This is a genomic window from Streptomyces sp. NBC_00012 (assembly GCF_045040875.1).
Lineage (GTDB): Bacteria > Actinomycetota > Actinomycetes > Streptomycetales > Streptomycetaceae > Streptomyces.
On the sequence record NZ_CP108309.1, the window covers coordinates 4,550,923 to 4,575,998 of the forward strand.

The window sequence follows — 25,076 nt, forward strand, 5'->3', positions numbered from 1 at the left end:
CGAAGGGCGGGACCGACAGTGCGGTCCCGCCCTTCGCCGTGCACATGCTTCGTTACGCGGGCTTCTCCTCCAGGCGCGGGAAGAGCACCGCGCCCTTCGTCACCGTCGCGCCCGGCGCGAGCCGGCCCCAGGTGCCCGCGTCCTGCACGCGCTGGTCGGCCAGCGCGCCCAGGGACGCCTCGGCGCCCAGCGACTCCCACAGCTTCTGCGAGGTCTCCGGCATCACGGCGTTCAGCAGCACCGCGACACCGCGCAGCGACTCCGCGGCCGTGTAGAGGATCGTCGCGAGGCGGGCCCGGCCCTCGGGGGAGTCGTCCTTGGCGACCTTCCAGGGCTCCTGCTCCGTGATGTAGCCGTTGACCTGCTTCACGAAGTCGAAGATCGCCAGGATGCCGGCCTGGAAGTCCAGCGCCTCGCCGATCTTCTCGTCGGCCGTGGCGACGGCCCTGGCCAGACCCTCCTGGACCGCCTTCTCCGCGTCACCGGCGGCGGTGGCCTCCGGGAGCGCCCCGCCGAAGTACTTGCCGACCATGGCCGCGACGCGCGAGGCGAGGTTGCCGTAGTCGTTGGCGAGCTCGGAGGTGTAGCGGGCGGAGAAGTCCTCCCAGGAGAACGAGCCGTCGCTGCCGAACGCGATCGCCCGCAGGAAGTACCAGCGGTAGGCGTCCACGCCGAAGTGCGAGGTCAGGTCCTGCGGCTTGATGCCCGTCAGGTTCGACTTCGACATCTTCTCGCCGCCGACCATCAGCCAGCCGTTGGCCGCGACCTTTCCGGGCAGCGGCAGCCCCTGCGCCATCAGCATCGCGGGCCAGATCACCGCGTGGAAGCGCAGGATGTCCTTGCCGACCAGGTGGACGTCGGCGGGGAACGTCCCGTCGAACTTCTCCTGGTTGGCGCCGTAGCCGACCGCCGTGGCGTAGTTCAGCAGGGCGTCGACCCACACGTAGATGACGTGCTTGTCGTCCCACGGCACCGGGACGCCCCAGTCGAAGGTCGAGCGGGAGATGGAGAGGTCCTGGAGGCCCTGCTTGACGAAGTTCACGACCTCGTTGCGGGCGGACTCGGGCTGGATGAAGTCCGGGTTGTTCGCGTAGAACTCCATCAGCTTCGGGCCGTAGGCGCTCAGCTTGAAGAAGTAGTTCTCCTCCTTGAGGATCTCCACCGGCTTCTTGTGCACCGAGCACAGCTTGACGCCGTTCTCGTCCTCGATGAGGTCGCCGGGGAGCTTGTACTCCTCGCAGCCCACGCAGTACGGGCCCTCGTAGCCGCCCTTGTAGATCTCACCCTTGTCGTACAGGTCCTGGACGAACTCCTGCACCCGGTCGGTGTGGCGCTTCTCCGTCGTACGGATGAAGTCGTCGTTCGCGATGTTCAGGTGCTCCCAGAGGGGCTTCCACGCCTCCTCCACGAGCTTGTCGCACCACTCCTGCGGGGTGACGTCGTTCGCCTCGGCAGTGCGCATGATCTTCTGACCGTGCTCGTCCGTGCCGGTGAGGTACCACACCTTCTCGCCGCGCTGGCGGTGCCAGCGGGTGAGCACGTCGCCTGCGACGGTCGTGTAGGCGTGGCCCAGGTGAGGAGCGTCGTTGACGTAGTAGATGGGGGTCGATACGTAGAAACTCTTCACGCCGTCGCCCCCTTGCTTCTCGGATCCAGTGGCCGCCATGGTCGAAATCCTAACGGCCCGCGGCAGATCGGCTCACACCGATTACGGCCGGTCACCCCCGGACCGGGGGAGGAAGGGGTCCTCCGTGTGGACCGAGTAGACGGGATCATCCATCTCCCCGGCCGGGACAGGGTCGAGTGGGAGGGCGGTGCCGCCGGCATGACCGGAACGGCAGTTCCTGAAGGGGCCGGTCACCGGGTGCAGCAGTATGGCCAGGTGCGGGTCCACGTGGTGCAGCCACCAGTGCGACATGCCGAGCGTCGAGTCGTGCCGGAGATACTCGAAGGTGCGCCAGAGCACATTGAGTCTGACGATGGCTTCCGGATGCCTCCACCAGGACGGACACCAGGTGCCCACCGCGGTGACGTCGCGGTCCCGGAGGATCTCCGCGAGGTATTCGGTGACGAACGCCTCCAGGGTCGGGAAGACCAGAGCGCCCTGCTGTTCCTGACGGGTGACGTCGTCGGCGTCGTAGGAGTCGTAGGGGTTCTCGGTGGTCATCGTCGCTCGCTCCTCGTCGGTTCTTCGGCGGTCGGTTTTCGTCGGCCGCTGCTCGGTGGCCGTTCCCCGGGGCCGTCCCGCTGGGCATGGCGGTGCCGGACGGCGTCGGACTCGGCGACGCGGCCCAGCCGCAGCAGGAGTCCGGCGACCACGGTGCTCGCCTCCCGCCGCGACGCGGCGTAGCCGGCCGGGTCGCTGCGGGCCAGGCGCCCGTACAGCGCGAGCGACTCGCGGGCCGGCGCGAGGGCGGCGGCCTTGGTGTGCCAGCCGCCCCGCAGGCTGCCGAGCTCCAGGATCCGGGCCTGTTCCAGGAGGTGCCAGGCCAGATCGCCGGGCTCGCAGGCACCTTCCGCGAGGGTGGCCCGGCTGAGGGCGACCGCGCGGCAGGAGTGGGCCCGCGCCTCGGCGTGCGCTCCCGCCCGCGAGTACGCCGAGGCGAGGCCGGCGTGGTCGGTGGCACGGCGGATGGCCGGGCGGGCGTCGGCCCGCGCGGCCGTTTCCAGCAGCCGCAGACCGGTGCGCACCGCTGCCCGGTGGCGGCCCGCGCCACCCTGGGCGTTGCGGAGACGGGCGAGCGCGAGAAGGAGCGCGACGCGCGTCGCCTCGTCGCCCCGGTCGCGGAGGATTCCGTCGTACAGCGCGACGGCCTCTTCGAGAAGAGGGATCACCTGACGGGCGTCAGGCGGATCGGCACCGAGGTTGCTCAGGCACCAGGCGAGCAGCTCTGCCCAGGTGCCGGGGTCCGTCCGGTACATGGGGCGCATCAGGACCAGTGCCTCCCGCAGCAGGATGCGCTGGGCCACATCCTGTCCGGCCTGCTCATAGTGGTAGGAGAGCTGGATCAGGCCGTTGCACAGCTCACCCTCGTACGTCGCAGGGTCGGCGGCCGTCAGCTCGCGGCGGATGGTCACGGACTCCTGGAGCGCTCGAACGGCGGCGGAGGGCTGACCGAGCATGCCTCGGCATTTGCCCAGCTCGTAGAGCGTGTCGGCGAGTAGCGCGTCGTCCGTCACCTCCTGCGGGTGGACACGCCGGTAGGCATCCAGGGCGTGCTGGAACTTCTCGGCCGCCTCCTGCAAACGCTCCTCCTCGACGAGCGCGACCGCCTGGCTGTGCCGTGAATGGCCGAGCGCCCGATTGTTCCGCTGGTCCGGGGCGGCGCGTGCAAGCTGCGCCCGGATGCTCTCCGCCTCCTCCAGCGCGCGCAGCCCCGCCCCGTGTTCGCCCAGGCTGCGGCGGCTGATGCCGAGGTTGTGCAGGGAACGGGCGAGGCCGTAGTGGTGTGCGTCGGGCAGGTCGTCGGCGAGGGACCGCTGGTACGCGATCGCCTCGTTCAGCAAGGTCACGGACTCGGTCGCCCTGCCATCGTCGTATGCGACCGCGAGCGAGTTGAGAGCCGAGGCCAGTGCCGGGGTGTGGGCGTCGGGAGCGGTCGCAGCCAGCGTGCGGGTCAGTGAGACCGCCTTTTCGGCGGCGCGGACCGATTCCTGGTACCGGCCCTCGTGCCAGTAGCCGACACCGAGACCGGACAGGCTGAGTGCGAGCAGGTCACGGTGGAGGCCGGGCTGCTCCCGCTCCAGCCAGTTGCTGAGTTCGTTGGCCTTTCCGGCGGCCAGGTTGGATTCCTGACGGTCGTGGTCCCTGAGGATCCAGGCCGCGGTGTGCAGAGCGCGCACCAGGTCGGGCCGGTGCAGCAACGGGTCGTCGTGGTCCAGTCGCTCGTGCAGACGCAGGGCCCGTTTCACGTAGTCCGCGGCTGGTTGGTGGCGCTCCAGTTCCTTCAGACAGCGGGCGTACAGGGAGTACGTACGTGCGAGATCCGCGTCGTGCGTTCCCGGCTCGTCCTCCGCCAGAACTCGACGCAGGGCCATGGCGTCCGTCGCGGCGTCGATTGCCGCGTGGCGACGGCCCAGCGCCGCGTACCGGTGCGCCAGGTTGTGATGGGCGCGTGCGAGCACGACGTCGGGGGTGCCCGGGAGGCTGAGGCACGCGGTGTTCAGCGCCTCGGCGACGCGCGCGGAGAAACGCGTCAGCACATGGGAGTGCTCGGGGAGCGCGTCGGAGCACGCCTGGAGCACGCGCACGCCGACGGGTACCTCGTCCAGGACGTGGTTCAACCGGTCCAGGACATCGGTGGCCCGCTCGCTCCGCCGCGCGTTGGCATGACCGACGACGGCGCGGGTGAGGACATCGAGCAGGTGGATCCGCTGGCTGTCCGAGCCGCCCTGGAACAGCGGGAGCAGCAGGTCGTCCGGGGCGTCGAGCACTTCGGTGGACGCGTGGAACTCGGCCACCCGGTCCGGGTGCAGCTGCCCCCAGTAGCGGTCGGGCGGAGCCGGGTAGAGCTCGCGCAGCCAGCCGGCCAGCGGCGCGTGGAGATCAGGGGGGACGCCTGGTACCCGGGCGACGGTCGCCACCGCCTCCGCACGGTCCGCCGCGCCGCACAGGACGGCCGCAGCCACGACGGACTTCAGCAGGGGCAGCTGGTGCGTACCCAGGCCGAGCAGGGCGACCGCGGACTCCTCCCAGTACCGCACCTCGTGCTGCAGCACGAGGTGCGGGGCGCCCCCCACGGCGTCCACGGGCCTCGGACCGCTCTGGAGCAGCGCCTCCAGAGCGTTCATCTGCACGGTCAGGGCGGCCTCGGGCCGGTGCTGGTCCGGTGTGCGCGCGGCCGTGCCCGGCCGGGACGGTACGGGGACGCGCCGGGCCACCTCGTCCCATCGCACATGGTTGTGGCCCCGGACCCTGCCCAGGGCGCGGGCGAGATCGTTCACCGCCGCCCCGAATGCTCTCGTGTGCCCCTCCGTCGTGGTGTCGAGGGGCAGCAGGTGGGTGAGCGGAGCGACGTGGAGGAGGTCATGGACATGAGCGTCGGCGCCTCGGCTCGCAGATTTCCAGGTGCCCGCGGACCGGGCGAGCAGGAGGACCCGGAACCGGTGGCCGCGTTCTCGCAGGGCCCGCTTGACGAAATCCTGCACCCGGCCCGGCTGGGTCTCCGCGTAGTCGATGACGACCAGGGCGTGCCGGCAGAGATCGTTGAGCGGGCGGAGGTCCGTGGTGGCCGCGCGGGCGTTGTCGGCCAGCTCCCTTCGCAGGTGGCCGGCCACCCAGCCCCGGGCCCGCAGCTCGGCGGCCAGCTGCCGGGCGAGCCGGGTCTTGCCCTGTCCGCCGGGGCCGACGAGGACCCGGACGGGGGTGCTGTCGCGGCCCTCGCACCAGGCGAGCAGTTCCGCCAGGGTCTCCTCCCTGCCCCGGAAGGCGACTGCCTCGGCGTCCGCGCGCAGCAGCATCAGCGGCGAGCGGACATCGAGCCGGGGCGCGGCCGGTTCCAGCATCCGGGCCAGCTCGACGGGCTCCGCGTCGGGCCGTACGCCGCTGTGCTCGGCGATGATGCGCCGGAATCCGGGATCGGCGAGCAGATCCTCGCTCCGGGTCGCGGTCAGCCGTACTCCGGTACGGGAAAGCCGGTCCGCGCTCACGACGCCGAGCAGGAGCGGATCGGCCTCGTGTCCCTTGGGCTCGTCGAAGACTGCCGCGCCGGACATTCCGCTGTAGGGCGAGTCGCCCGAGTCGAGTGGCCCGAACGGCCCGGTGCTGCTGCTCAGCTCATACCGCGCGGCCGGTGCGCCGGTCAGCGGGTTGACGCGGGTGGAGAGCTGTTCCAGGTGCCGGCCGCCGGACCGGGGGGCCTGCATCCGGGGGAATCCGCAGCAGACGACGGGCTGACCCGACCGAGTGGTGACCAGACGGCCCCACCTCTGGGGGTGTTGATCGGAGCAGGAGGCGGGAGGCCGCCATCGCGGATCGGTGACTTCCAGCAGCGCGGCGTCCACCGGGCCGTCGAGCCGACGCCACAGGACCCGGACCCGGCTTCTCCGCCGCTCCGCCGGGCCGGACACGGTCCCCAGGCCCGCGGCCGTGTTCCCCTTCCCGAAGAGATGGGCCGCGGTGAGCACCAGGCGGGGCGCGATCACGTAGCCCGAGCCGGTGCACGTACGCCCGTTGTCGTGACGCACTCCGACCTGGACCACCCGGTCCGCGTCCATGGCCGCCCCCCGTCCCGCCGCTACTCCCAGTCGCCGATCTGCACGTCCCCGCCGCCCGCCCGCTCCGGTTTCAGCGTCAGGCTCACCCGCTGCGCCGACCTCCGGCCGCTCTCCTGGCGGGCCTTCGCGTCGGCGATCCCGAACCTGAGACCGCCACCGCCCTCCCGGGTCCGCATCAGCTCCAGCTCGAAGTCGACGGTGATCTGCTCCACACCGAAGCGGATCTCGGAGCCTTGGGCCCTGCGCTGCGACTCGGCCACCTGGGAGCGCAGCAGATCGAGGGCGTCCGCCAGGTCGAGCCAGTCGTCGCCGTCTGTGGAACCGGTCACCGTAAGCCCCCGTTCGCAACTGGGTTCAACACCTTAAGTACGTAACGCGGTTGGGAACAGAGTTGGTTCCGGGAGCCCGGTTCCCGGCTGCGCGGAGACCTTTGCGAAACATCCCTTCCCGTAGCAAAGACGCATCCTGGGAGGGAGTGGACACGCGTGTACGAGGCAGGGGACATCACGATGCGGGTACTGGTCGCCGAGGACGAGGAGATCCTGGCGGAGCTGGTCGCCACCGGGCTGCGGCGGGCCGGGTTCGCCGTCGACACGGTGTACAGCGGTGACGCCGCCCTCGCCTACCTGGGGCTGCACGACTACGACGTCGTCGTCCTGGACCGCGACCTGCCGCGGGTGCACGGCGACGACGTGGCGCGCGGCCTCGTCGCCTCCGGCTCGCGGACCAGGATCCTGATGCTCACCGCCGCCGGTTCCATGGAGGACCGGGTCGCCGGGCTCGACCTCGGCGCCGACGACTACCTGGGCAAGCCGTTCGAGTTCCCCGAGCTGGTGTCGCGGGTACGGGCGCTGCGGCGGCGCAGCGCCCGCCCCGTACCGCCGCAGCTGGAACGGCACGGCATCCGGCTCGACACCGTACGGCGCACCGCCTCGCGGGAGGGGCGGGAGCTGGACCTCTCGCCGAAGGAGTTCTCGGTGCTCCAGCTGCTGCTGGAGGCGGACGGCGGGGCCGTCAGCGCGGAGGAGCTGCTGGAGCGGGCCTGGGACGCCAACGCCGACCCCTTCACCGGCGCGGTCCGCGTCTGCATGAGCAAGCTGCGCGGGAAGCTCGGGGAGCCGGCGCTGATCCGTACGGTGCAGGGCGTGGGGTACGCGCTGTGAGGCGGCCGGCCGGTGTGCCGCACTCCAGGATCCGGACCCGGATCGCGCTCGTGTACGGCGGGGTGTTCCTGGTCCTCGGCACGGCGCTGCTCGCCACCGTCAACCTCGCCTCCCGCGCCGGTACGGACTCCCAGGCGCGCGACATCGCCCGCACGGCGGCCGTCATCCAGCCCGGATACGCGGTGAACGGTCCCCTGATCACCCGGCGGAGTCTCGGGCCGCCCACCGTCTACGACCTCACCGACAACGTCAGCGACGCGGCCGGCCATCAGCTGCTGATGTGGTCCGTGGCCGCGCTGCTCGTCATGACCGCCTGCGCCGTCGGCGTCGGCTGGTGGACCGCTGGGCGGGTGCTGCGTCCGGTCCACGCCATGACCGCGAAGGCGCGCCGGCTCTCCGAGCACAATCTGCACGAGAGGATCGCGTCCAGCGGCCCCGACGACGAGCTGAAGGAGCTCGGCGACACGCTCGACGCGCTGCTGGCCCGGCTGGAGAAGGCGTTCGACAGCCAGCGGCGGTTCATCGCCAACGCCTCCCATGAGCTGCGGACCCCGCTCGCCACCCAGCGGGCCGCCATCCAGATCGGCCTGGACGACCCGACCCCGGAGGATCTCGTACGGACCAGGCAGACGCTCCTGGACAACAACCGGCGCAGCGAGCGGCTCATAGAGGGGCTGCTGGTCCTGGCGCGCAGTGAGCGCGGGCTCGCCGAGGGCGAGCGGGAGACGGTGGATCTCGCGCAGGTGGTGGCGGAGGAGACGGCCCGGCACCCGGGCGTGCGGGCCGGCACCCACTTCTGCACGGTGCGGGGGAACCGGATGCTGCTCGCGCAGCTGGTGGCGAACCTGCTGGCCAACGCCGTCACGTACAACGTGCCGGACGGGACGGTGGACGTGTCACTGGTGACGGCCGACGGGGCCGACGGCGGTGCGCTGCTGGAGGTCCGCAACACCGGACCGGTGGTGGACGCGGCGGACATCCCCGGACTGTTCGAGCCGTTCCGGCGAGGCGAGGGCAGGGACCGGATGGGGCGCGGGTCGGGCCTCGGCCTGTCGATCGTGCGCTCCATAGCGGTGGCGCACGGCGGTACGGTCACGGCGGTGCCGGGGCCCGGGGGCGGGCTCGCCGTGACCGTACGGCTGCCGGTGGATCAGTCGGCGGTCACCGTCTCGCGGGCCGCGATCCAGGCGGGGAGCGCGGCGAGGACCTCGCGGTAGAACGTGGTGTCCGCCACCTCGCGGGGTGCGGGGCCCGCGTGGAAGAACCCGGCGTTAGGGGCGTCCAGCTTGCGCAGGAAGTCGAAGCCCTTGGCGTCCTGCTCGCCGAACGCGACGAACTGGAAGAACAGCGGCAGCCGCGCCGCGTCGGCCAGTGCCTGCTTGGCGGCCTGCTTGGCGTCCGGCGGGCCGTCCGTCTGGAAGATCACCAGGGCGGGGCCGGTCGCCCCCGACTTCTCGTAGTGCGCGACGACCTCTTCGACGGCGCGCTGGTAGTTCGTGCGGCCGAGGCGGCCGAGGCCCGCGTTCAGCTCGTCGATCCGGCCCTCGTGGTCGGCGAGACCGACTGTGCCGGTGCCGTCGATGTCCGTCGAGAAGAAGACCACGGGGACGGTCGCGCTCTCGTCCAGGTGCGCGGCGAGCGCGACGGTGCGGTCGCCCAGGTGCTGGGCGCTGCCGTCCTTGTAGAACGGCCGCATGGAGCCGGAGCGGTCGAGGACCAGGTAGACGGTGGCGCGCAGCCCGGTCAGCCCGTGCGCCTTCAGCCCGGCCTGGGCTGCCTTGTACGAGTCGACGAGCCCGGGGGCCCGCGACTTGACCTTGGCCAGGGCGAGCGCGGGCTTGGGGGCGGCCGCGGGCGCGGGCTCGGCCTGCGCCTCGGTGGCGGGGGTGGGCTCGGTGGTGGGCTCGGCCTGCGCCTCGGGCTCGGCGGCGGTGGGCTCCGGCGCGGGCGCTGTCTCGGGCTCGGCGGGGGCCGTCTCGGCTACGGGTGCGGGTGCGGGGGCCTCGGGCTTGACCTCGGGCTCGGGTTCGACGGCAGCCTCGGCCTCGGGCTCGGGCTTGATCTCGGGCTCGGGTTCGACGGCAGCCTCGGCCTCGACGGGGGCTTCGGAGGCCTCAGCGGTCTCAGCGGTCTCAGCGACCTCAGCAGCCTCCGGCTCCGCAGCCTCGACAACCTTCACGGTCTCGACGACCTCAGCAGCCTCCGGCTCCGCAGCCTCGACAACCTTCACGGTCTCGACGACCTCAGCAGCCTCCGGCTCCGCAGCCTCGACAACCTTCACGGTCTCGACGACCTCAGCAGCCTCCGGCTCCGCAGCCTCGACAACCTTCACGGTCTCGACGACCTCAGCAGCCTCCGGCTCCGCAGCCTCGACAACCTTCACGGTCTCGACGACCTCAGCAGCCTCCGGCTCCGCAGCCTCGACGACCTCCACGGTCTCGACGACCTCCGCAGCCTTCGGCTCCGTCGACTCCGGCTTCGGGGCCGAACCCTGAGCCGGGACCGTGGGGGCGTGCGCCTTGTCGAAGGCGGCGGCCACCAGGTCCGAGGCCAGGCCGCTGCCGTCGCCGGCGGACCGGGGAGAGGCGGGCGCCGGAATCGAAGCCTTGGTGGCCGGGGCGGTTTCGAGCACCGTGGCCGGCTCGTCCACCGCGGCGGACGCGGTCGCCGTGGTCGTGGCCGGCTCCGAATCCGTGGGCGCGGTGCGTTCGGTCTGGGGCGGGACCGTGGCCGTCGGCGCGTCCTGCTCCGCGCGGTCACGGCCGAACACCTTGCGCAGCAAGCTCCGAATGCCCATGGGCGAGGCCTTTCGCGTGAGTTGGGTGCGAGAAATGTCCGACCTGTGGGAATTGATCCCTGGCCAGGGCGGATACGTAAGGTTAGCGGCCGGATCCGGCCCTTCGGTGGTGCGGCCCGCCCGTGTGGGAACTGAGCTGCAACCGAGCCCCGAACGAGTCCTTTGCCCATGTCGTGCGGGCCTGATGTGCGTCGTCCAAATGTGCGCACCCCGGTCCCGAGTTGCCTCGTTAACGTGAACGGACGGTGTGTCTGACGCGAAGTCAGGCACGCCGTTGTCCGTTGTTCGGCCACGTTGTCAAGATGGGTTTACGCATGGGAAAACCAATCCGTAGAACACGCTTTGCCATCTGTGCGGTTGCGGCGGGTGCGATGCTTTCCGGCCTTGTCCCCGCAGTCGGTGCCGCCGCCGCTCCGGCCGCCGCCCCGCCGTCCTCGGTGCGGGCCGCCGCCGACCCCGCAGCGGGCAACGAGGGAATGCCGGACGACGGGTTCGACCACGAATCCGAGGGTGAGCAGGACGACTTCACCGGAACCGGAACCGGTGCCGCAGCGGCTTCGGCCACCCCGCGCGCCTCCGCTCCGGCCGCCGCCGCCCCCGTCCCCGGCCGGCCCGCCGACTTCAAGCTGGCGAAGGGCGCCGATATTTCCGGTCTCGTCACGAAACTGGACGCCGCGCTGCCCAAGCAGGGCCTCACCGAGCTGATGGAGCAGGCCAACCGGCCCTCCGACTGGGAGGGCGCCTGCGGAACCACCGGAATCTACGGTTCCGATCTGGCGGTCAACCACCGTGTCTGCTGGCAGAGTGACGACGCCACCTCCTCGGAGTGGGTGCCGCAGGCCATCACCGGTGTCTCGGACGCGCAGGAGGACGAGGACTGGGGCACGTCCAACGCCGAGCCGATCGCCGTGGCCGGTTACGACGCGGAGAACCCGGGCCGCAGCAACTACGCCAAGGACCGCGACAACTGCGTCCAGGACTCCGCGTCGGACGCCTGCAACGAAAAGGGCATCCGGGTCAGCTTCTTCAACCAGGCGACCAAGATGTACCGCCATGTGCTGCTGGTCTGGCCGTACCTGAACTCCAAGGACCACATCTCCTTCGACGCGCTCCACGCCAGCGAGGGCAAGTGCACCACCGAGGTGACGTCCTCCTGTGCCGCGCAGAACGGCATCCACGCCGGTGGGATGGTCTGGTACGGCAACTACCTGTACGTAGCCGACACCGCCAACGGCATGCGGGTCTTCGACCTGCGCAAGATCATGGACCTCAACCCGGACAACAAGGCCGACGCCGACGACCCGACGCCGGACGGGCTGGTCAGCAATGTCGTGGACAAGAAGCGGATCGGCCGGCAGAGCAACGTCTGGTACGGCTACGGCTACCGCTACGTCATGCCGCAGATCGCCACGCTGGAGTTCACCACGGCGAAGAACGGCGGGACCACCAGCGGTAACCAGTGCTACGCCACCGGCCGCCCGAAGGCCTCGTACATCTCGCTGGACCGCACCGACACCGACCACATGGTCCTCGGCGAGTACTGCAACACCAACAACGGCGGCACGAGCCCCGGCCGCGTCGGCACGTACCCGATGACCGAGCTGACCGCCGCCGTCGAGGGCGCCACCGGCACGGCCGCCTCCGCCGACCTGGCCTACGGTCTGCCGACCGGCGCCACGTTCAACAGCGAGGCGCTTTGGCACAAGATCCAGGGGGTCACCCGGTACGAGGGCAAGTGGTACTTCCACCGCAGCAACGGCTACGACAACGGCCGGCTGCTCCAGGCCACGCCGGGCACGGTCGGCGGAACGTCCCAGCTCGTCGGCAACGCGAAGACGCTGGAATCGGCGTTCGGGCCCGAGGACCTCTACCTCGCGCACGGGCGCGGCGACGGCTTCGCGCCGCAGCTGTGGTCGCTGAGCGAGCACGCGCCGAGCAGGTGCGGGGCGTGCAAGCGCGAGGTGTACAGCTACAACATGTCCGAAGTGATCAGCGACTTCGGCTGATGCCCATGACCTGACCCCGAAGCCCATGACGGCTCATGGGACAGCCCTTAGAGTCGGACACATGGTTTCCGGTGAGGCGCCGCAGGCGGAGGGCAGCGTTCGGGTCGACGTCTGGATCTGGTCGGTCCGGCTGACGAAGACCCGTTCGCAGGCCGCTGCCGCCTGCCGCGCGGGTCATGTGAAGGTCGCCGGCGAGCGCGCCAAGCCCGCCCAGGCGCTGCGCGTCGGCGACGAGGTACGGCTCCGGCACGCCGGACGCGACCGGATCGTGGTCGTGTCGAAGATCGTCAAGAAGCGGGTCGGACCTCCGGTGGCGGCGGAGTGCTTCATCGACAACAGCCCGCCCCCGCCGCCGCGCGAGGCGGCGATCCAGGTTCCGGTACGGGACCGGGGCACGGGCCGGCCGACGAAGCGGGACCGGCGCGACATGGAACGGCTCCGGGGGCCCGGCCCCACCGGCTGACCGCCCCACCCGCTGACCGGCCCCGGGCCGGTCCTACGGCTGGGGCGATGCGATCGCGCGGGCCGCCGCCACCTCCTGGCGCAGCGGAGCCAGTACGCCCTCCTCGTCGCCCGGAAGCTCGGTGCGCACCTCCACCAGGACCTCGCTGGCCCGTATCCCCTCGGCCAGCTCCCGCAGCTGCCGCCGGACCTCCGCGACCTCGGCCGGCGGCGGCTCGGGTGCTCCGTGGTTGACCCGGACCCGGGCCGCCGTCGTCGCGTCCACGATGCGTTCGACCGCGACGACCAGCGGCCACCACGCCGCGGCCCGGGTGCCGACCGGGGGCGGTTCCGTCAGGGCGCGCTGGAATTCGGAACGTACGACCGACAGGTCGCGGTAGATCCGGCGCCGGGCCCGCACCCGCTCCGCCCGGTCGCCGGAGCCGCCGGGATCGAAGGCGCACGCCACGTAGTCGGCGGTGTCCGCCACCGCGTCCGCGAGCCGGTGGCCGATCCGTACGTGCCAGCTCTCCGGCCACAGCAGATAGCCCGCCACCAGCACGATGGCGCAGCCGATCAGGCTGTCCAGGAAGCGCGGCCAGACCAGGTGGAAGCCCTGGTGGTTCAGCAGGTCGGACAGGAGCAGGATGACCGGGGTGATGGCCGCGGTCTGGAAGGCGTAGCCCTTCGCGGTGAGCGCCGGGATCAGCGCGGCGAGCACCACCATCACCGGCACGTCCCACCAGCCGATCGGCACCGCGGCGAGCACCGGTGCGGCGATCACGAGCCCGGCGGCCGTGCCCACCGAACGCAGCACGGCCCGTGAGAACACCGAGCCGAAGTCCGGCTTGAGGACGAACGTGACGGTCAGCGCCACCCAGTAGGAGCGCGGCACCGGGATCAGCGAGGTCAGCGCCTGGGCCAGGCCGATGCAGAGGGCGAGGCGCAGCCCGTACCGCCAGGAGGCCCCGGAGAGCAGCACGTCGCGGGTGGCCCGGCGGATCCGTACCCCGAGCACGGCGGGGCGGCCGAGCCGGTCGTCGACGTTGTACGGGTCGGGGTCGGCCTTGTGCACCACGACCGCCGCGTGCCGCAGGGCGCTGTCCACCGCCCGGGTGGCGGGTGAGTCAGGTGCGGGCAGGGTGAGTTCGGGGCGGCCGGTGCGGCTCTCCTCGACGGCGACGGCCAGTTCGCGTACCGCCGCCGGGATCTCGTCCGGGAGGGTGAGCCGGCGCACATGGACGGCGGGGGCCGCCTCGACGAGCGGGATGACCACGTTGAGCTGGGCGAGCAGCCGCACCATGGCGTTGCTGCGGCCGTGGTAGCGGGCCCGGCGGGCCAGGATCAGGTCGTAGGACGTGTTGAGGGACTGGGTGACGGCCTGGCGCCGCTCCTCGTACGCGTCGGTGCCCGCGGCGGCGAGCAGGTCGGCGGCCGCGAGATAGGTGCCCGCGACCGCGACCCGCTCCGGAAGCTTCCGCCGCAGCGGCCAGGCCAGCAGGGTCAGGGTGAGCACGAACAGGCCGCCGACCGTGAGCAGCAGCGGCGCCACCCACCAGGGCTGGGGCATCGGGAGCCCGGCGCCGACCACCGCGTTGAGCAGGAGCAGCAGCCCGGATACCGAGGCGACCGCGCCGATCGTCGACATCATCCCGGAGACCAGGCCGACCAGCGTCAGCGCGGCGACGGCCCCCCAGCCCGTTCCGTACACCAGCGTGCCGAGCATGATGCCGAGCGCGCCGAAGAGCTGTGGCACGGCGATGTTGAGTATCCGCATCCGGTACGCGTCGGCGGTGTCGCCGATGACGCCGGAGAGCGCGCCCATGGAGACGAGCGCGCCGTACGCCGGGCGGTCCAGCGCGAAGCCGACGGCGAGCGGCGTCGCCAGGGCGACGGAGGCGCGGGCGACCGCCGCCCAGGCGATGGGCGTGGACGGCTGCGGGCGCAGTCCGCTCAGCAGCCAGGGGGGTGGCGCCGTCCGCCGCCGTCCGGATCCGGCCTCCGTGTCGGTCAAGGCGTCCCCCTGGGTCGTGCGTTCAGCTCCGGTAGCCCTCGACCTCGTCGGCGGGCCGGACCTGTGCCGCGGACGGATCCTCGCCGAATTCTCTCAGCGCCCGGCGCTGTCGCATCAGGTCCCAGCACTGGTCGAGGCGTACCTCAACGGTACGCAGCCGTGACTTCTCCTCCTCGCTGAGGCCCATTTCCCGGGTGGAGCGGTCGCGCAGGCTCCGTTCCTCGGAGATGAGTCCGCCGATCTCGTCGATGATGTCGTGTTCCCGGTCGTCCATGACGTCTCCTTCGTGGCGGGCAGCGGGCAGCGGGCAGCGGGCAGCGGGCAGCGGGCGGGGGCTCAGAGCACGATGACGGTCTTGCCGCGTGCGCCGCCCGTCCGGTTCCGGTCCAGGGCCTGCGGGGCCTTCTCCAGCGGGAGTTCGATGTCGACGGGCACCCGCAGTACGCCTTCGGCGGCGCCCGCGGCCAGGACGTCGAGCAGGACCGGGGTGGGTTCGAGCCGGAAGTCGATACCGGTCACGCCCGGGGGCAGGCCGGCCCCGGCGGCGACGCCCCGCGTGGTGAGGGCGATGCCGCCGCCGCGCACCGGGGCGGCGTGTCCGGCGAAGGACTCCGGGGTGGTGGAGACCAGGTCGACCAGTGCGTCGACGCCGTCCGGGCAGCTCTCCCGTACCGCCGCTTCCAGCGGCCGGTCGGTGATGTCGATCGTGACGGTGGCGCCCAGCTCCGTCATCCGCGTGCGTTCGTCGCCGCGCACGGCGGCGATCACGCGTACGTCGCGGGCGGAGGCGAGCTGGGTCAGATAGCTGCCGACGCCGCCCGCCGCACCGATGACCAACAGGCTCTCGTGGCCGCGGAACGCCGCGATCTCCAGGATCTGGGCGGCCGCCATCCCGGCGGAGGGAAGCGCGGCCGCGGCCCGCAGGGGGAGGCCGGGCGGCACGACGGTGATGGCGGAGTCCTGCGGCACGGACACGTAGTCGCAGTACGTGCCGCCGCCGGCCGCGTTCGGCCGGGACACCCGGCCGAAGACCGGGTCGCCGACCCGGAACCGGTTCTCGCCGCTGCCGATCATGTCGACCCGGCCCGCGAAGTCCACCCCGACGACCATCGGGAACACGCGCGGTGCCGGTCCGTCGTCCGGGGCGCCCTGTGCGGTCTGCCAGTCGGACGGATTGAGCGCGGCGTACTCGATCCTGACCCGTACCTCCCCGGCCTCGGGTTCGGGCTTGGCCATCTCCACCAGTGCTGGGTCGGCCCGGAACGCGCCGACGGCTATGGCTCGCATGCGGAAGACCTCCCAGTCGCCCCCGATCCGGCAGTCATGGGAACCACTCTTCCCCGGCCCGCCCGCCGCCGCACGTCGAGCGGGAGAGGCCCCGCACAAGCCCCCGCGGGTCGGGTCATCCCGTGCCCGGACCCGGCCGTCCCGCCCCTCCCCGGCCCACCCGCAGCCGTACCAGCCCCGTGCACAGGGCCACCGCCAGCCCCACGGCGAACACGGTCCACACCGTCGTGCGCAGCGAGCCCGTCAGCGCGTCGTACACCGCCGCCGCCCCCGCCGTCTCGCTGTCCGGCACCTCGGACAGCACCCGGTCGCGGGTGTACGCGAGCACCGCGCGCAGCACCAGCGCCCCGAGCGCGAAGCCGAGCCCGGCCACGGCGGTGGCCGACAGTGCGGCGGGCAACGAGCGCCTGCGCCCCGGGCCGCCGCCGCGCAGCCAGGCCACGGCCACGGCCAGGACGGCGACCACGAGCGTGGCCACGGCCGGCCAGATGCTGCCGGTCCGCAGCAGGCGGAAGGTCTGGCGCAACTGGTCGGCGCGGTCGGCGGAGATGAGCGTGATGTCGGTGTGCTGGACCGGGATCCGGTCGGCGAACGGCACGCCGTTCTCCTGCAGATTCTGTTTGACCCGTTCGGTCACCGGGGCCAGATCGATGGTCACGGCCTCGCCGGTGTTGCCGTCCAGGGCGGCGGTGACGGCCTCGTGGGCGGTGCGGTTGGCGGCGTTCCAGGCGTCCTGGAAGGCGTCGGTGGTGGTGAACGACAGCACCGCCTGGCGCAGGAAGTCCCGCACGGTGTCCTGGAGGGGCCCGGCTTCGATCTGTTTCATCGCCCCGTCGGTGATGAGGTCGGTGACGGTGCTCTGCACATCGGGGTCGGAGGCGAGCGGGGCCACCGCGTCGACATAACGGTCCGTGTTGTCGATCTCCAGGTCCACCCAGGCGGACAGCGCGCCGACCGGCACCAGGACGGCGAGCAGCACCACCAGTACCGCCGAGAGAGCCGCCGAGATATATGTCCGCACCCTCCCAGGGAATCCCGCGCGCGGGCGGCGCGCCCCGGGCCGTACGCCATCCGAGTTGCCGGGCGGCGCGGCCGGGTGTGCCCTGGAAGGAATGGAGCCACGGAAGGAGAACCCCGCATGTCCACACACGCGGCTATGCCGACCCGCGGACGGACCCGGTCGAGGTCACACGCACGCGGGCACGGCACGAGCTCCTGGGCGATCCCCGTCACGCTGGGCGCGGCGTACGGCCTCTACGCCTCGTTCATCCTCCGCAACAACGGCGCGACCGGCTACCGGCAGTTCTGGTACGGCCTGATCACGGCGGTGGTGCTCGCCGTCCTGTGCTTCGCACTGGGCCGGATCCAGCACACCATGCTGCCCCTGGTGCGGGCGACTGCCTACGGTGCGCTGACCGCGGCGGCGATCGGCCTGCTGGTCGGGCTGACCGATTCGAGTGTGCTGCGGTCCTCCGCGCTGGGGCTGTCGGTCGGCCTCGGGATGTTCATCAGCACGTTCTACATCTACTACACGCACGAGAAGACGTGAGCCGCCCGGCGCGTCCCTGACCTCGGTCCTGCACGCGGCAGGGCGGGCCCGCACACGTTCGTGCGGGCCCGCCCTGCCCTGTCTCACGCCCGACCGGTCACGCGTCGCGTACGACCGTCACCGGGCACGGCGCGTGCTGGGTGACATGGAGGCTGACCGAGCCGAGCAGGGTCGCCTTGAAGCCGCTGTAGCCGCGCGCCCCGACGACCAGCAGGTTCGCCCCCTTGGCGCGGTCCAGCAGGGCCTGGGCCGGGTTGCCGATCACCACGATCTTGCTGACCGCCGCGGCGCCCTCGGCGCCCAGGGCCTCCTCCAGCGTCTCGTTGAGGGCCACGGTCGCCAGGGCCTGCGGGTCGAAGTCCTCCGGCATGCCGGGCATCATCGACGCCCAGCTCGTCGCGGGGTACTCCCAGCTGTTGACCGCCTCCACCGTGTCACCGGTCAGCTCCGCCTGGCGTACCGCCCAGTGCAGCGCCTTGACCGACGACTCGGAGCCGTCCACGCCCACCACGATCCTGCCCATCTCTGCCTCCAGCTCGTTTCGGCTCAGTGCGCAGAGGTGCCGTACGTACTGGAAATCCCGTACGGCACATCTTTCGTTCCAACTCTAATCAAACCGGACAGGGCTGCGGACGGCGGGTCCTCAGTCCAGGCGGAGGTCGGCGAGCTGCTGCTCGAACGGCACCACCTCGTCGTCCAGCCCGAGCGTCCGCCGCGCATTGGACGCCGCCCGGCCGCCCGTGATCATGGCCGCGAGCTCGCCGCCCGCCCGCCGGATGCGGGACGGCAGCCCGTCGGTGTACTCGTCGCCGGACGAGCCCCAGTCCTCCGACGCCGCGTACACGGACGTCGGTACGACGGTGGCCCGCAGGTAGGCGAAGAGCGGACGCATCGCGTGCTCCAGGACCAGCGAGTGACGGGCGGTGCCGCCGGTCGCCGCGATGACGACCGGCTTGCCGGTCAGCGCCGTGTTGTCGATCAGGTCGAAGAACGACTTGAACAGCCCGCTGTACGAGGCGGTGAAAACGGGCGAGACGGCGATCAGGCCGTCCGCCTCCGTCACCTCCTTGATCGCCTCGTCCAGGGCGGCCGGCGGGAAGCCGGTGACCAGGTGGTTGGCGATGTCGACGGCCAGCTCACGCAGTTCGATCACCCGGACCTCGACCGTGCGGTCCTGCTCGGTCAGCAGCCGCTCACGGGCGGCGCCGGCCAGCCGCTCGGCCAGCAGCCGGGTCGAGGACGGGCTGCTCAGCCCGGCCGACACGGCGACGATGCGCAGGGGCTCGGTGGCGAACACGCCGGACGTGGTGGACACGGTGGTCAGGCCTCCTTCGTGGCGGCAGTGGCGGTGCGGGCGGCGACGGCCGGGTGGACGGGCGCGGAGTCGGGGACCCCGGCCGGGCGCAGTGCGGCGAACTCCTTGCGCAGCACCGGGACGACCTCCTCGCCGAGGATGTCGAGCTGCTCCAGGACCGTCTTCAGCGGCAGCCCCGCGTGGTCCATCAGGAACAGCTGGCGCTGGTAGTCGCCGACGGCATCCCGGAAGGACAGGGTCCGCTCGATGACCTCCTGCGGGGAGCCGACGGTCAGCGGGGTCTGCTGGGTGAAGTCCTCCATCGAGGGGCCGTGCCCGTAGACCGGTGCGTTGTCGAAGTACGGGCGGAACTCCCGTACCGCGTCCTGCGAGTTCTTCCGCATGAACACCTGGCCGCCGAGGCCGACGATGGCCTGCTCGGCGGTGCCGTGCCCGTAGTGCGCGTACCGCTGCCGGTACAGGTTCACCATCTTCTTGGTGTGCTCGATGGGCCAGAAGATGTTGTTGTGGAAGAAGCCGTCACCGTAGTACGCGGCCTGCTCGGCGATCTCCGGCGAGCGGATCGAGCCGTGCCAGACGAACGGCGGGACGCCGTCCAGCGGGCGCGGGGTCGCGGTGAAGGACTGCAGCGGCGTACGGAACTTGCCCTCCCAGTCGACGACGTCCTCGCGCCACAGCTTGTGCAGCAGGGCGTAGTTCTCGATGGCGAGCGGGATGCCCTGCCGGATGTCCTTGCCGAACCAGGGGTAGACCGGGCCGGTGTTGCCGCGGCCCATCATCAGGTCGACGCGGCCGTCCGCGAGGTGCTGGAGCGTCGCGTAGTCCTCGGCGATCTTCACCGGGTCGTTGGTGGTGATCAGCGTCGTGGACGTGGACAGGATCAGGTTCTCGGTGCGGGCGGCGATGTAGCCGAGCGTGGTCGTCGGCGAGGACGGGACGAACGGCGGGTTGTGGTGCTCGCCGGTCGCGAAGACGTCCAGGCCGACCTCCTCGGCCTTCTGGGCGATGGCGATCGTGGCCTTGATCCGCTCGTGCTCGCTCGGCGTCCGGCCGGTCGTGGGGTCGGTGGTGACGTCCCCGACGGTGAAGATCCCGAACTGCATGGCGCCCGCCTCCAGAAACAGATTGGTTGAACCTTGAACTATCTGAACGCACCCTACAACGGAACACCCCCCTGACCTATTCCGTGGTCCCCGAGGCAGTGCCGGACCGGTGCGTACCCTGGACCGGACGCGCGGACCGGGGCACCGGCCGCGCCCGGACGAAGGCGGGACCGTGAGCGGGAACGGCGGCGAGAGCGAGCGCTGGAAGGAGCGCGGCGTGGCGCTGCGCGTCTTCGTCTACGTCTTCGCCACGCACCTCTTCGCGGGCTTCATCTGGATCCTGTTCTACGTCGGCGAGCACGCCAAGAAGTGAAGTGCGCGGGGTCGGGGTGGGGGACATGGACAGCACCACAGGGGCGCGCCTGGACGCGGTGCTCGCGGCGGACGACGTCTGGAGCGCTCTGTCCGCCCTGGCCGGGCACCGCCCACTTCCAGCTGCGCGACCGCATCCCCGGCGAGACCCCGACGTACGGCGCACTGCTCCCGTCCCAGCCGCTGGAAGCCCTCGACGCGGACACGGCGACCCGGTACACCTCGGCCGTCACGGCAGGCCACCGCCCCGCCGCCCTGGCCCTGGCCTGGGTCGAGGACATCTACGTGCGGGCCGAGCACCCCGAACGTTTCCTGGTGGCCGCCGTCCTGGACGGCCACCACAAGCTCGCCGCCTACGCGGCGGCCGGTGTGCCCGCCAGGGGCCTCCTCCTGTCGAGGGCGGAGGACAACCGGGGCCCGGAGGCGGGCTGGAGCAAGGCGTTCGACGAGGCGCTGGGGCAGTTGCAGGACGGCAGGCGGCGGGCGGCCCGCCCCGGGACCGATGCGGGCCGGTACTGCGTCCGCCTACGCTGCGGGCCGGGTACGCGCAAGGCGTGCCGCCGTCGGTCAGGAGCCCCGCCGTGCCGTTCACCGGACAGACCCACATCCGCATCGCCCGCCCGTCCCGGGACCTGGCCGCAGCCGAACGCTTCTGGGCGGACGGCCTCGGGCTGAACGTCCTGTACCGCGCCGGAGCCGAGCGGGCACCCGGCACCCACGACCTCCTGATGGTGGGCCACCCCGATGCCCCCTGGCACCTCGAACTGGTCCACGGCGGCGACCACCCCACCGCCCCCCGCCCCACCGACGAGGACCTGCTCGTCCTCTATCTCGACGGTTCGGTGCCGGAGGAGATGGTGGACCGTCTGGAGGAGCACGGCGGCAAGCGGGTCCCGTCGCCGAACCCGTACTGGAACGAGTGGGGCGTCACCGTGGAGGACCCGGACGGGTACCGCCTCGTCCTGTGCCGGCGCGGGTGGAGCAACGCCTGACGGAGCAGCGGGGGCCGCCCGGACCTTCGTCACTTGCTCTGCGTGCCGGTCTGGGTGGGGCAGGCGGTTGCGCCGGTGGATGCCGGGCGGGCCGGCAGAGGCTGCAAGGGGGTGCAGACGGGGGTGGCGGCTCCGATGAGTTCGACCAGGCCGGTGCCGCCGGTGGGTGGGACGAGCCTGGACCAGTTATTGGCCAGCCAGACGTTGCCGGACTGGTCGAGCTGGACGGCGGTGAGGTGCTGGATGGATTCGCTGCGGTAGCCGTCGGGCGGTGACAGCACGGAGCCCGTGGAGGAGCCGGGCGGGCATGCGCCGGTGTTCACGCCGCACAGGACGGAGACGGAGGGGGCACCGAAGCCGGCGACCCACACGCGGTCGGATCCGTCGATGGCTATGGACCAGGGGGCGATGGTCGTGGGGAGTTCGTATACGCCTGTGATGGTTCCGTTCGGCCCGATCTCGGTGATCGAGTTGCTGACGAAATTGGGTACCCAGACGTTGTTCCGGGAGTCGACGGCGAGTGTGAGCGGCCAGTCCAGCGAGGCGTCCTTGATGGGGGAGAAGGAGGTCGGCCTGAAGTCGGGGCCGACCACAGTGACGCTGCCGCCCGCATGACCCTTGGGCGCGCGGGTGCCCATGAGTTCCGCCCCGTTGAAGCGGGCGTTGGAGACCCAGGCCCGGCCGTGGCCGTCGATCTGGATGGCGAACGGGTGGTCGAGGCCACCGCCGGTGATGGTGATCGCCTTCGAGGGGTCGCCGTGAGGGTAGACGATCACGCTTCCCTGGCCGCGGTTGCCTTTCAGGCCGTAGAAGTTCGCGATCCAGACATTGCCCTTCTGGTCGACGGCCGTGCCCTGCGGGTGGTTCAGGCCGCCGTCCTTGAATCCTGTACTGGGCGACAGCGGCTTTCCGGTCGCCGAGTACTTCGCCATGGCATCGCCGCCGTAGCTGGGCGCCCAGACGGATCCCTGGTGGTCGATGGCGATGCCCCAGGCGCCTGCCTTCATGCCGCCGCCGCTGATGGGGCTGTTCAGGGTGGGGTTGCCGACCGGGTCCTGCACGGTGACGTAGGGGCTCGGGTCCCGTGTCCCGGGCAGCCAGTTGTTGGTGGCCCAGACGTTGCCCCGGGCATCGATGGCGAGACGTCCGGGGGCGTAGACCTCGGGCGCGGTGTAGTGCAGGGCCAGGACCCAGGCCGTCGGTGCCGTGGTGAGTGCGGGGCCGTAGGTGTGTGCCTGCCCGGCAAGGGCATGCAGGCTGCCGGTGGCCAGTTCCGGATTGCGGGCGAGGTTGAGCACTGCTTGCGTCGTGTCCGCCGGAGTGCTGCCGCGCTGCGGTGTGGCCAGGCGCAGCATGTCGTGGCACAGCCCGGTGTCCGCTCCCGGCGCGCAGAGCGAGATGAGGTTGGCCAGGGTGTTGAGGGTGGCCCGGGTGTCGTTCTTGTTGCCGTTGTTCTGGTCGGTGACGACCTTGCCGGGCCGTCCCGAGACCGGGTCGGCGAGGTTGTAGGACGTGGCCGCGGCGTTCTCCAGGCCTGGGCTCGGCCCGGCTACGCCGTGCTGGTCGGTGAACTGGGCCAGTGCGTAGGTGGCGGCGACGGTGGTGAACTCATTGACCGTGACGGCGGATTCGGAGCGCTGCGGCACGCCGCCGCCGGAGCCGACTCCCGCGACGGAGCGCAGATGCAACGACCGGTCGCCCGTGGGCGTGGCGTCGACGTACAGCACGGAGCCCGTGGACTGGCCGGGCTGGATCCGGAAGACGCCATTGGCGTCGGTCGTGGAGTGTCCCAGTTCCCGGACGCCTTGCCGGTCTCCGGTGAAGAGGGTGACATCGGCGTGGGACAGCGGCCTTCCCGCGCTGGTGACCGTTCCGTACAACGGGGCCGGCGCGCCGGGGGGAGTGGCGGCGGGCAGTCCCGTCAGGGCCAGTGCCATGGTGGCCGATGCGGCGAGGGCGGTGCCTGAGCGATGCCGGGAGAGTCCGGTGCGGTACGTGCGGTACGTGCGGCGCGAAGACCGGGGCGTCGCTCTGCGGGGGCGGATGATGGGGGAGAACAAGATCGCGGCCCTTTCGTCATGCCGACGCGCGCCGCGGAACCCCGTCCTCGGAACGGGAGTCCGACGCGCTGACGGTCCTGCGGAGCGTTCACAGGGAGAGCCACTGCCGGCGGCGGGCACTCGGTGTGAGCGTGATCGGAGCGTCATTCGTCCCGGCGCGAGGGGTCCTGTGCGTTGCCGTTGTCCGGGGCGCGCAGCGTGAACCATCCGATCTTGTGGCCGGCCAGCCAGATCAGGCCCAGGTACAGATGAGGGCCGACCTGGCGGAGCTCGTCGCGTACGCCTCCGCACACCAGGGACGTGTGGGAGTAGTCGATGACGACGCACTCCTGGTCGTCCAGACGGCTCGGCCCGAACCCGACCATGGCGACGATGGACAGGATGTCCATCGGCGAGAGCCGATTGCTGAGGTAACCGTCCGCGCTGAAGACCTTGCCTCGCCACGCGGTCAGACGCACCAGACCGGCCAGCAGCCGCGCCCCCGCCGGACCTGCCTGCGGGAAGACGGCCAGGCCCTCCATCGGTCCTCTGGGGATCTCACCGGCCGGACTCTTGCGAAACAGCTCGTCGAGCTGCTGATCGTCGGTCTTGAGCAGTTCAGCCTCTGTAATCATCAGGATCTACCTCGGCCCGGCAGCCCCTGCGGCCGACTGGTCTGCGAGCAGCCGGTCCGCCGGGCACACTCAGCGATCGTCCGCTCGTGAAGCCCAGGCAGGGGCACCAGCGCAAGCAGCGGGGGTCGCTGACAATTTCATGACGATGACCATTCCGTGCGCGTGATCATCACTTGGTTCGTGATCCGCCGCTCTCTCCATCGTGAACCCCTTCGGCGGGGCTCACCACCGCGAGCGGCGGCAGGTGCGTACGCATGGCGCAGCCGCCGCCCGCCGTCCTTTGCCGCCTCGGTGCACCGGACCCGTTGTTCGACGAGTTCCTGTCCACCTGCTGCGCGGGGCCGTAGGCCTGACCGCACGAGCCCGACGTCGTCGAGTACCACGCCACCGAGGGCCGCTCCTGGTACCTCGCGCTCACCGCCGACGGCGTACGGGCCACCCGCCTCCCCGCACCCGACGAGGTGCCCGCCACCGGTGCCGACGCCGCCCTCCGGGCCATGGCCGGTGAGCTGGTCCTGGCTCTGTACGGCCGGATATGCGGCAAGTGCCTTGACCTCAAGCGCGCTTGAGGCAGAAGTCGTCTGTCATGAACACCGTAGAGATGCAGCGGCAGTTGCGCGCACTGACCGACCGGGCCGAGATCACCGACCTGATGGACCGGGGACCGGGCCACCGCCCGCGGCGCCCAGTTGAGCACCCACGTCCTGGCGGACGGCTCGGGCGGCCTCTTCGTCTCCGCCGGCCATGCCGACACCGAGCTGGTCCGGACGGCCGACGGCTGGCGGATCTCCACCTCGTCGCTGTGCGTGGTGTGGACCCAGGGACCTCCGCCGCGGCTGCTGGAGGACTTCGCACCGGCGCCCGCCGCCTGAGCCGCAGGATGCGGCTGGAGACGGAGCGGGGTGGGGGGCGTCAGGGCGTCGCGAACTTGGCGACGTACGCGCACCGTTGGACGTCGAGCTGCCGGTCGGCGTGCTGAGCGATCAGCCGGCGCCACGTCAACTGCTCGGCCGGATCGTCGCTGTTCGCGCGGATGGAGCACTGTTGATCGGCCGCAGCCATGTCCGTGGGTTCCACCGCCCGTGCGCCAACGTCGTGCGTCACTCTCGACTCACTTGATACGTCGGTCCGACCGCAACCCCAAAGGTGCATATCAGGCATAAAGATCATTCCGGAGAACGGTGGCGGGCGCCTTCCCCACCCGGAG

The 25,076-nt window shown here is 71.4% G+C and carries 24 protein-coding genes; 9 read left to right on the forward strand and 15 right to left on the reverse strand.

All coding sequences use genetic code 11. From position 1 onward, the window contains the following. Window positions 1-52 precede the first annotated feature (52 nt). The 4 genes from metG to OHA19_RS20925 are packed head-to-tail and all read right to left on the reverse strand — an operon-like array spanning window position 53 to window position 6,545. Window positions 53-1,666: a methionine--tRNA ligase gene (gene metG / locus OHA19_RS20910; protein ID WP_405714448.1), complete on the reverse strand. Its 1,614-nt coding sequence runs from the start codon at window positions 1,664-1,666 to the stop codon at window positions 53-55. A gap of 42 nt (window positions 1,667-1,708) precedes the next feature. Continuing rightward, window positions 1,709-2,167: a DUF4913 domain-containing protein gene (locus OHA19_RS20915; RefSeq protein ID WP_405714446.1), complete on the reverse strand. Its 459-nt coding sequence runs from the start codon at window positions 2,165-2,167 to the stop codon at window positions 1,709-1,711. Continuing rightward, complete coding sequence (locus OHA19_RS20920; protein ID WP_405751118.1) at window positions 2,164-6,216, reverse strand: trypsin-like peptidase domain-containing protein; 4,053 nt, start codon at window positions 6,214-6,216, stop codon at window positions 2,164-2,166. The genes OHA19_RS20915 and OHA19_RS20920 overlap by 4 nt, the downstream gene beginning before the upstream one ends. Window positions 6,217-6,236: 20 nt before the next feature. Beyond that, window positions 6,237-6,545 carry a trypco2 family protein gene (locus OHA19_RS20925; RefSeq protein ID WP_405751121.1) on the reverse strand — a complete coding sequence of 103 codons (309 nt, stop codon included), beginning with the start codon at window positions 6,543-6,545 and terminating at the stop codon, window positions 6,237-6,239. Between the two features lie 180 nt (window positions 6,546-6,725). Between OHA19_RS20925 and OHA19_RS20930 the strand changes: the two genes are divergently transcribed. Both OHA19_RS20930 and OHA19_RS20935 read left to right on the forward strand, forming a co-directional pair. Then, entirely contained in the window at window positions 6,726-7,379 is a 654-nt protein-coding gene (locus OHA19_RS20930; protein ID WP_405721640.1) for a response regulator transcription factor, read from the forward strand. Further along, a complete protein-coding gene (locus OHA19_RS20935; protein ID WP_405714440.1) occupies window positions 7,376-8,596 on the forward strand; it encodes a sensor histidine kinase in 1,221 nt (406 codons plus the stop codon). Before OHA19_RS20930 ends, OHA19_RS20935 begins: the two co-directional genes overlap by 4 nt. Here OHA19_RS20935 and OHA19_RS20940 read toward each other — a convergent pair. Further along, complete coding sequence (locus tag OHA19_RS20940; RefSeq protein ID WP_405751124.1) at window positions 8,530-10,176, reverse strand: VWA domain-containing protein; 1,647 nt, start codon at window positions 10,174-10,176, stop codon at window positions 8,530-8,532. The genes OHA19_RS20935 and OHA19_RS20940 overlap by 67 nt on opposite strands. A gap of 371 nt (window positions 10,177-10,547) precedes the next feature. Here OHA19_RS20940 and OHA19_RS20945 point away from each other — a divergent pair, with 371 nt between their 5' ends. Together OHA19_RS20945 and OHA19_RS20950 are read left to right on the forward strand one after the other, a co-directional pair. Beyond that, complete coding sequence (locus OHA19_RS20945; protein WP_405751127.1) at window positions 10,548-12,182, forward strand: hypothetical protein; 1,635 nt, start codon at window positions 10,548-10,550, stop codon at window positions 12,180-12,182. 61 nt (window positions 12,183-12,243) lie between these two features. Next, on the forward strand, window positions 12,244-12,645 hold the full coding sequence (locus tag OHA19_RS20950; protein ID WP_405714435.1) for an RNA-binding S4 domain-containing protein: 402 nt from the start codon (window positions 12,244-12,246) through the stop codon (window positions 12,643-12,645). A 33-nt stretch (window positions 12,646-12,678) separates the two neighbouring features. Here OHA19_RS20950 and OHA19_RS20955 read toward each other — a convergent pair whose 3' ends face one another. The 4 genes from OHA19_RS20955 to OHA19_RS20970 all read right to left on the reverse strand — a co-directional run bounded on the left by OHA19_RS20955 (window position 12,679) and on the right by OHA19_RS20970 (window position 16,945). Then, window positions 12,679-14,637 (reverse strand): FUSC family protein, encoded by a 1,959-nt coding sequence (locus tag OHA19_RS20955; protein ID WP_405714433.1) that lies wholly within the window; start codon window positions 14,635-14,637, stop codon window positions 12,679-12,681. 22 nt (window positions 14,638-14,659) lie between these two features. Next, a complete protein-coding gene (locus tag OHA19_RS20960) occupies window positions 14,660-14,911 on the reverse strand; it encodes a DUF2630 family protein (RefSeq protein WP_405714431.1) in 252 nt (83 codons plus the stop codon). Window positions 14,912-14,973: 62 nt separating this feature from the next. Then, window positions 14,974-15,924, reverse strand: coding sequence for an NADP-dependent oxidoreductase (locus OHA19_RS20965; protein WP_405714429.1), 951 nt, complete (start codon window positions 15,922-15,924; stop codon window positions 14,974-14,976). A gap of 115 nt (window positions 15,925-16,039) precedes the next feature. After that, window positions 16,040-16,945: a hypothetical protein gene (locus tag OHA19_RS20970; RefSeq protein ID WP_405714427.1), complete on the reverse strand. Its 906-nt coding sequence runs from the start codon at window positions 16,943-16,945 to the stop codon at window positions 16,040-16,042. Window positions 16,946-17,062: 117 nt separating this feature from the next. Between OHA19_RS20970 and OHA19_RS20975 the strand changes: the two genes are divergently transcribed. Further along, on the forward strand, window positions 17,063-17,473 hold the full coding sequence (locus tag OHA19_RS20975; RefSeq protein WP_405714425.1) for a hypothetical protein: 411 nt from the start codon (window positions 17,063-17,065) through the stop codon (window positions 17,471-17,473). A gap of 97 nt (window positions 17,474-17,570) precedes the next feature. On the opposite strand, the gene OHA19_RS20980 is transcribed toward OHA19_RS20975, so the two are convergent. The 3 genes from OHA19_RS20980 to OHA19_RS20990 form a co-directional block, all read right to left on the reverse strand. Beyond that, window positions 17,571-17,996, reverse strand: a complete 426-nt coding sequence (locus OHA19_RS20980) for a universal stress protein (RefSeq protein WP_405714423.1) — start codon at window positions 17,994-17,996, stop codon at window positions 17,571-17,573. A 120-nt stretch (window positions 17,997-18,116) separates the two neighbouring features. Further along, entirely contained in the window at window positions 18,117-18,770 is a 654-nt protein-coding gene (locus OHA19_RS20985) for an FMN reductase (RefSeq protein ID WP_405721638.1), read from the reverse strand. Window positions 18,771-18,793: 23 nt separating this feature from the next. Further along, on the reverse strand, window positions 18,794-19,891 hold the full coding sequence (locus OHA19_RS20990; RefSeq protein WP_405714421.1) for an LLM class flavin-dependent oxidoreductase: 1,098 nt from the start codon (window positions 19,889-19,891) through the stop codon (window positions 18,794-18,796). A 172-nt stretch (window positions 19,892-20,063) separates the two neighbouring features. On the opposite strand from OHA19_RS20990, the gene OHA19_RS20995 reads away from it, so the two are divergent. From OHA19_RS20995 to OHA19_RS21005, 3 genes are read left to right on the forward strand one after another with little or no spacing between them, the layout of a single operon-like run. Next, entirely contained in the window at window positions 20,064-20,204 is a 141-nt protein-coding gene (locus OHA19_RS20995) for a DUF6126 family protein (RefSeq protein WP_362450296.1), read from the forward strand. Then, window positions 20,201-20,878: a hypothetical protein gene (locus OHA19_RS21000; protein WP_405714418.1), complete on the forward strand. Its 678-nt coding sequence runs from the start codon at window positions 20,201-20,203 to the stop codon at window positions 20,876-20,878. Before OHA19_RS20995 ends, OHA19_RS21000 begins: the two co-directional genes overlap by 4 nt. Beyond that, a complete protein-coding gene (locus OHA19_RS21005) occupies window positions 20,785-21,195 on the forward strand; it encodes a VOC family protein (protein ID WP_405714416.1) in 411 nt (136 codons plus the stop codon). Before OHA19_RS21000 ends, OHA19_RS21005 begins: the two co-directional genes overlap by 94 nt. 29 nt (window positions 21,196-21,224) lie before the next feature. Here the strand turns inward: OHA19_RS21005 and OHA19_RS21010 are convergent, their stop codons facing one another. After that, complete coding sequence (locus OHA19_RS21010) at window positions 21,225-23,255, reverse strand: hypothetical protein (RefSeq protein ID WP_405714414.1); 2,031 nt, start codon at window positions 23,253-23,255, stop codon at window positions 21,225-21,227. A gap of 143 nt (window positions 23,256-23,398) precedes the next feature. Next, window positions 23,399-23,869 (reverse strand): hypothetical protein, encoded by a 471-nt coding sequence (locus OHA19_RS21015; protein WP_405714412.1) that lies wholly within the window; start codon window positions 23,867-23,869, stop codon window positions 23,399-23,401. Between the two features lie 689 nt (window positions 23,870-24,558). Here OHA19_RS21015 and OHA19_RS21020 point away from each other — a divergent pair. Then, on the forward strand, window positions 24,559-24,741 hold the full coding sequence (locus tag OHA19_RS21020) for a hypothetical protein (protein WP_405714410.1): 183 nt from the start codon (window positions 24,559-24,561) through the stop codon (window positions 24,739-24,741). A gap of 40 nt (window positions 24,742-24,781) precedes the next feature. Here OHA19_RS21020 and OHA19_RS21025 read toward each other — a convergent pair whose 3' ends face one another. Next, entirely contained in the window at window positions 24,782-24,973 is a 192-nt protein-coding gene (locus tag OHA19_RS21025) for a hypothetical protein (RefSeq protein WP_405722189.1), read from the reverse strand. Window positions 24,974-25,076 lie beyond the last annotated feature (103 nt).

Excerpts from the sequence above, each read along its gene's own strand:
- OHA19_RS20940 (WP_405751124.1), bottom strand. The coding sequence starts at position 10,176 with ATGGGCATTCGGAGCTTGCTGCGCAAGGTGTTCGGCCGTGACCGCGCG.
- OHA19_RS20930 (WP_405721640.1), top strand. The coding sequence starts at position 6,726 with ATGCGGGTACTGGTCGCCGAGGACGAGGAGATCCTGGCGGAGCTGGTC.
- OHA19_RS20950 (WP_405714435.1), top strand. The coding sequence starts at position 12,244 with ATGGTTTCCGGTGAGGCGCCGCAGGCGGAGGGCAGCGTTCGGGTCGAC.
- OHA19_RS20920 (WP_405751118.1), bottom strand. The coding sequence starts at position 6,216 with ATGGACGCGGACCGGGTGGTCCAGGTCGGAGTGCGTCACGACAACGGG.
- OHA19_RS20960 (WP_405714431.1), bottom strand. The coding sequence starts at position 14,911 with ATGGACGACCGGGAACACGACATCATCGACGAGATCGGCGGACTCATC.
- OHA19_RS20980 (WP_405714423.1), bottom strand. The coding sequence starts at position 17,996 with ATGGGCAGGATCGTGGTGGGCGTGGACGGCTCCGAGTCGTCGGTCAAG.
- OHA19_RS20965 (WP_405714429.1), bottom strand. The coding sequence starts at position 15,924 with ATGCGAGCCATAGCCGTCGGCGCGTTCCGGGCCGACCCAGCACTGGTG.
- OHA19_RS20915 (WP_405714446.1), bottom strand. The coding sequence starts at position 2,167 with ATGACCACCGAGAACCCCTACGACTCCTACGACGCCGACGACGTCACC.
- OHA19_RS20975 (WP_405714425.1), top strand. The coding sequence starts at position 17,063 with ATGTCCACACACGCGGCTATGCCGACCCGCGGACGGACCCGGTCGAGG.
- OHA19_RS21015 (WP_405714412.1), bottom strand. The coding sequence starts at position 23,869 with ATGATTACAGAGGCTGAACTGCTCAAGACCGACGATCAGCAGCTCGAC.
- OHA19_RS20945 (WP_405751127.1), top strand. The coding sequence starts at position 10,548 with ATGCTTTCCGGCCTTGTCCCCGCAGTCGGTGCCGCCGCCGCTCCGGCC.
- OHA19_RS20990 (WP_405714421.1), bottom strand. The coding sequence starts at position 19,891 with ATGCAGTTCGGGATCTTCACCGTCGGGGACGTCACCACCGACCCCACG.
- metG (WP_405714448.1), bottom strand. The coding sequence starts at position 1,666 with ATGGCGGCCACTGGATCCGAGAAGCAAGGGGGCGACGGCGTGAAGAGT.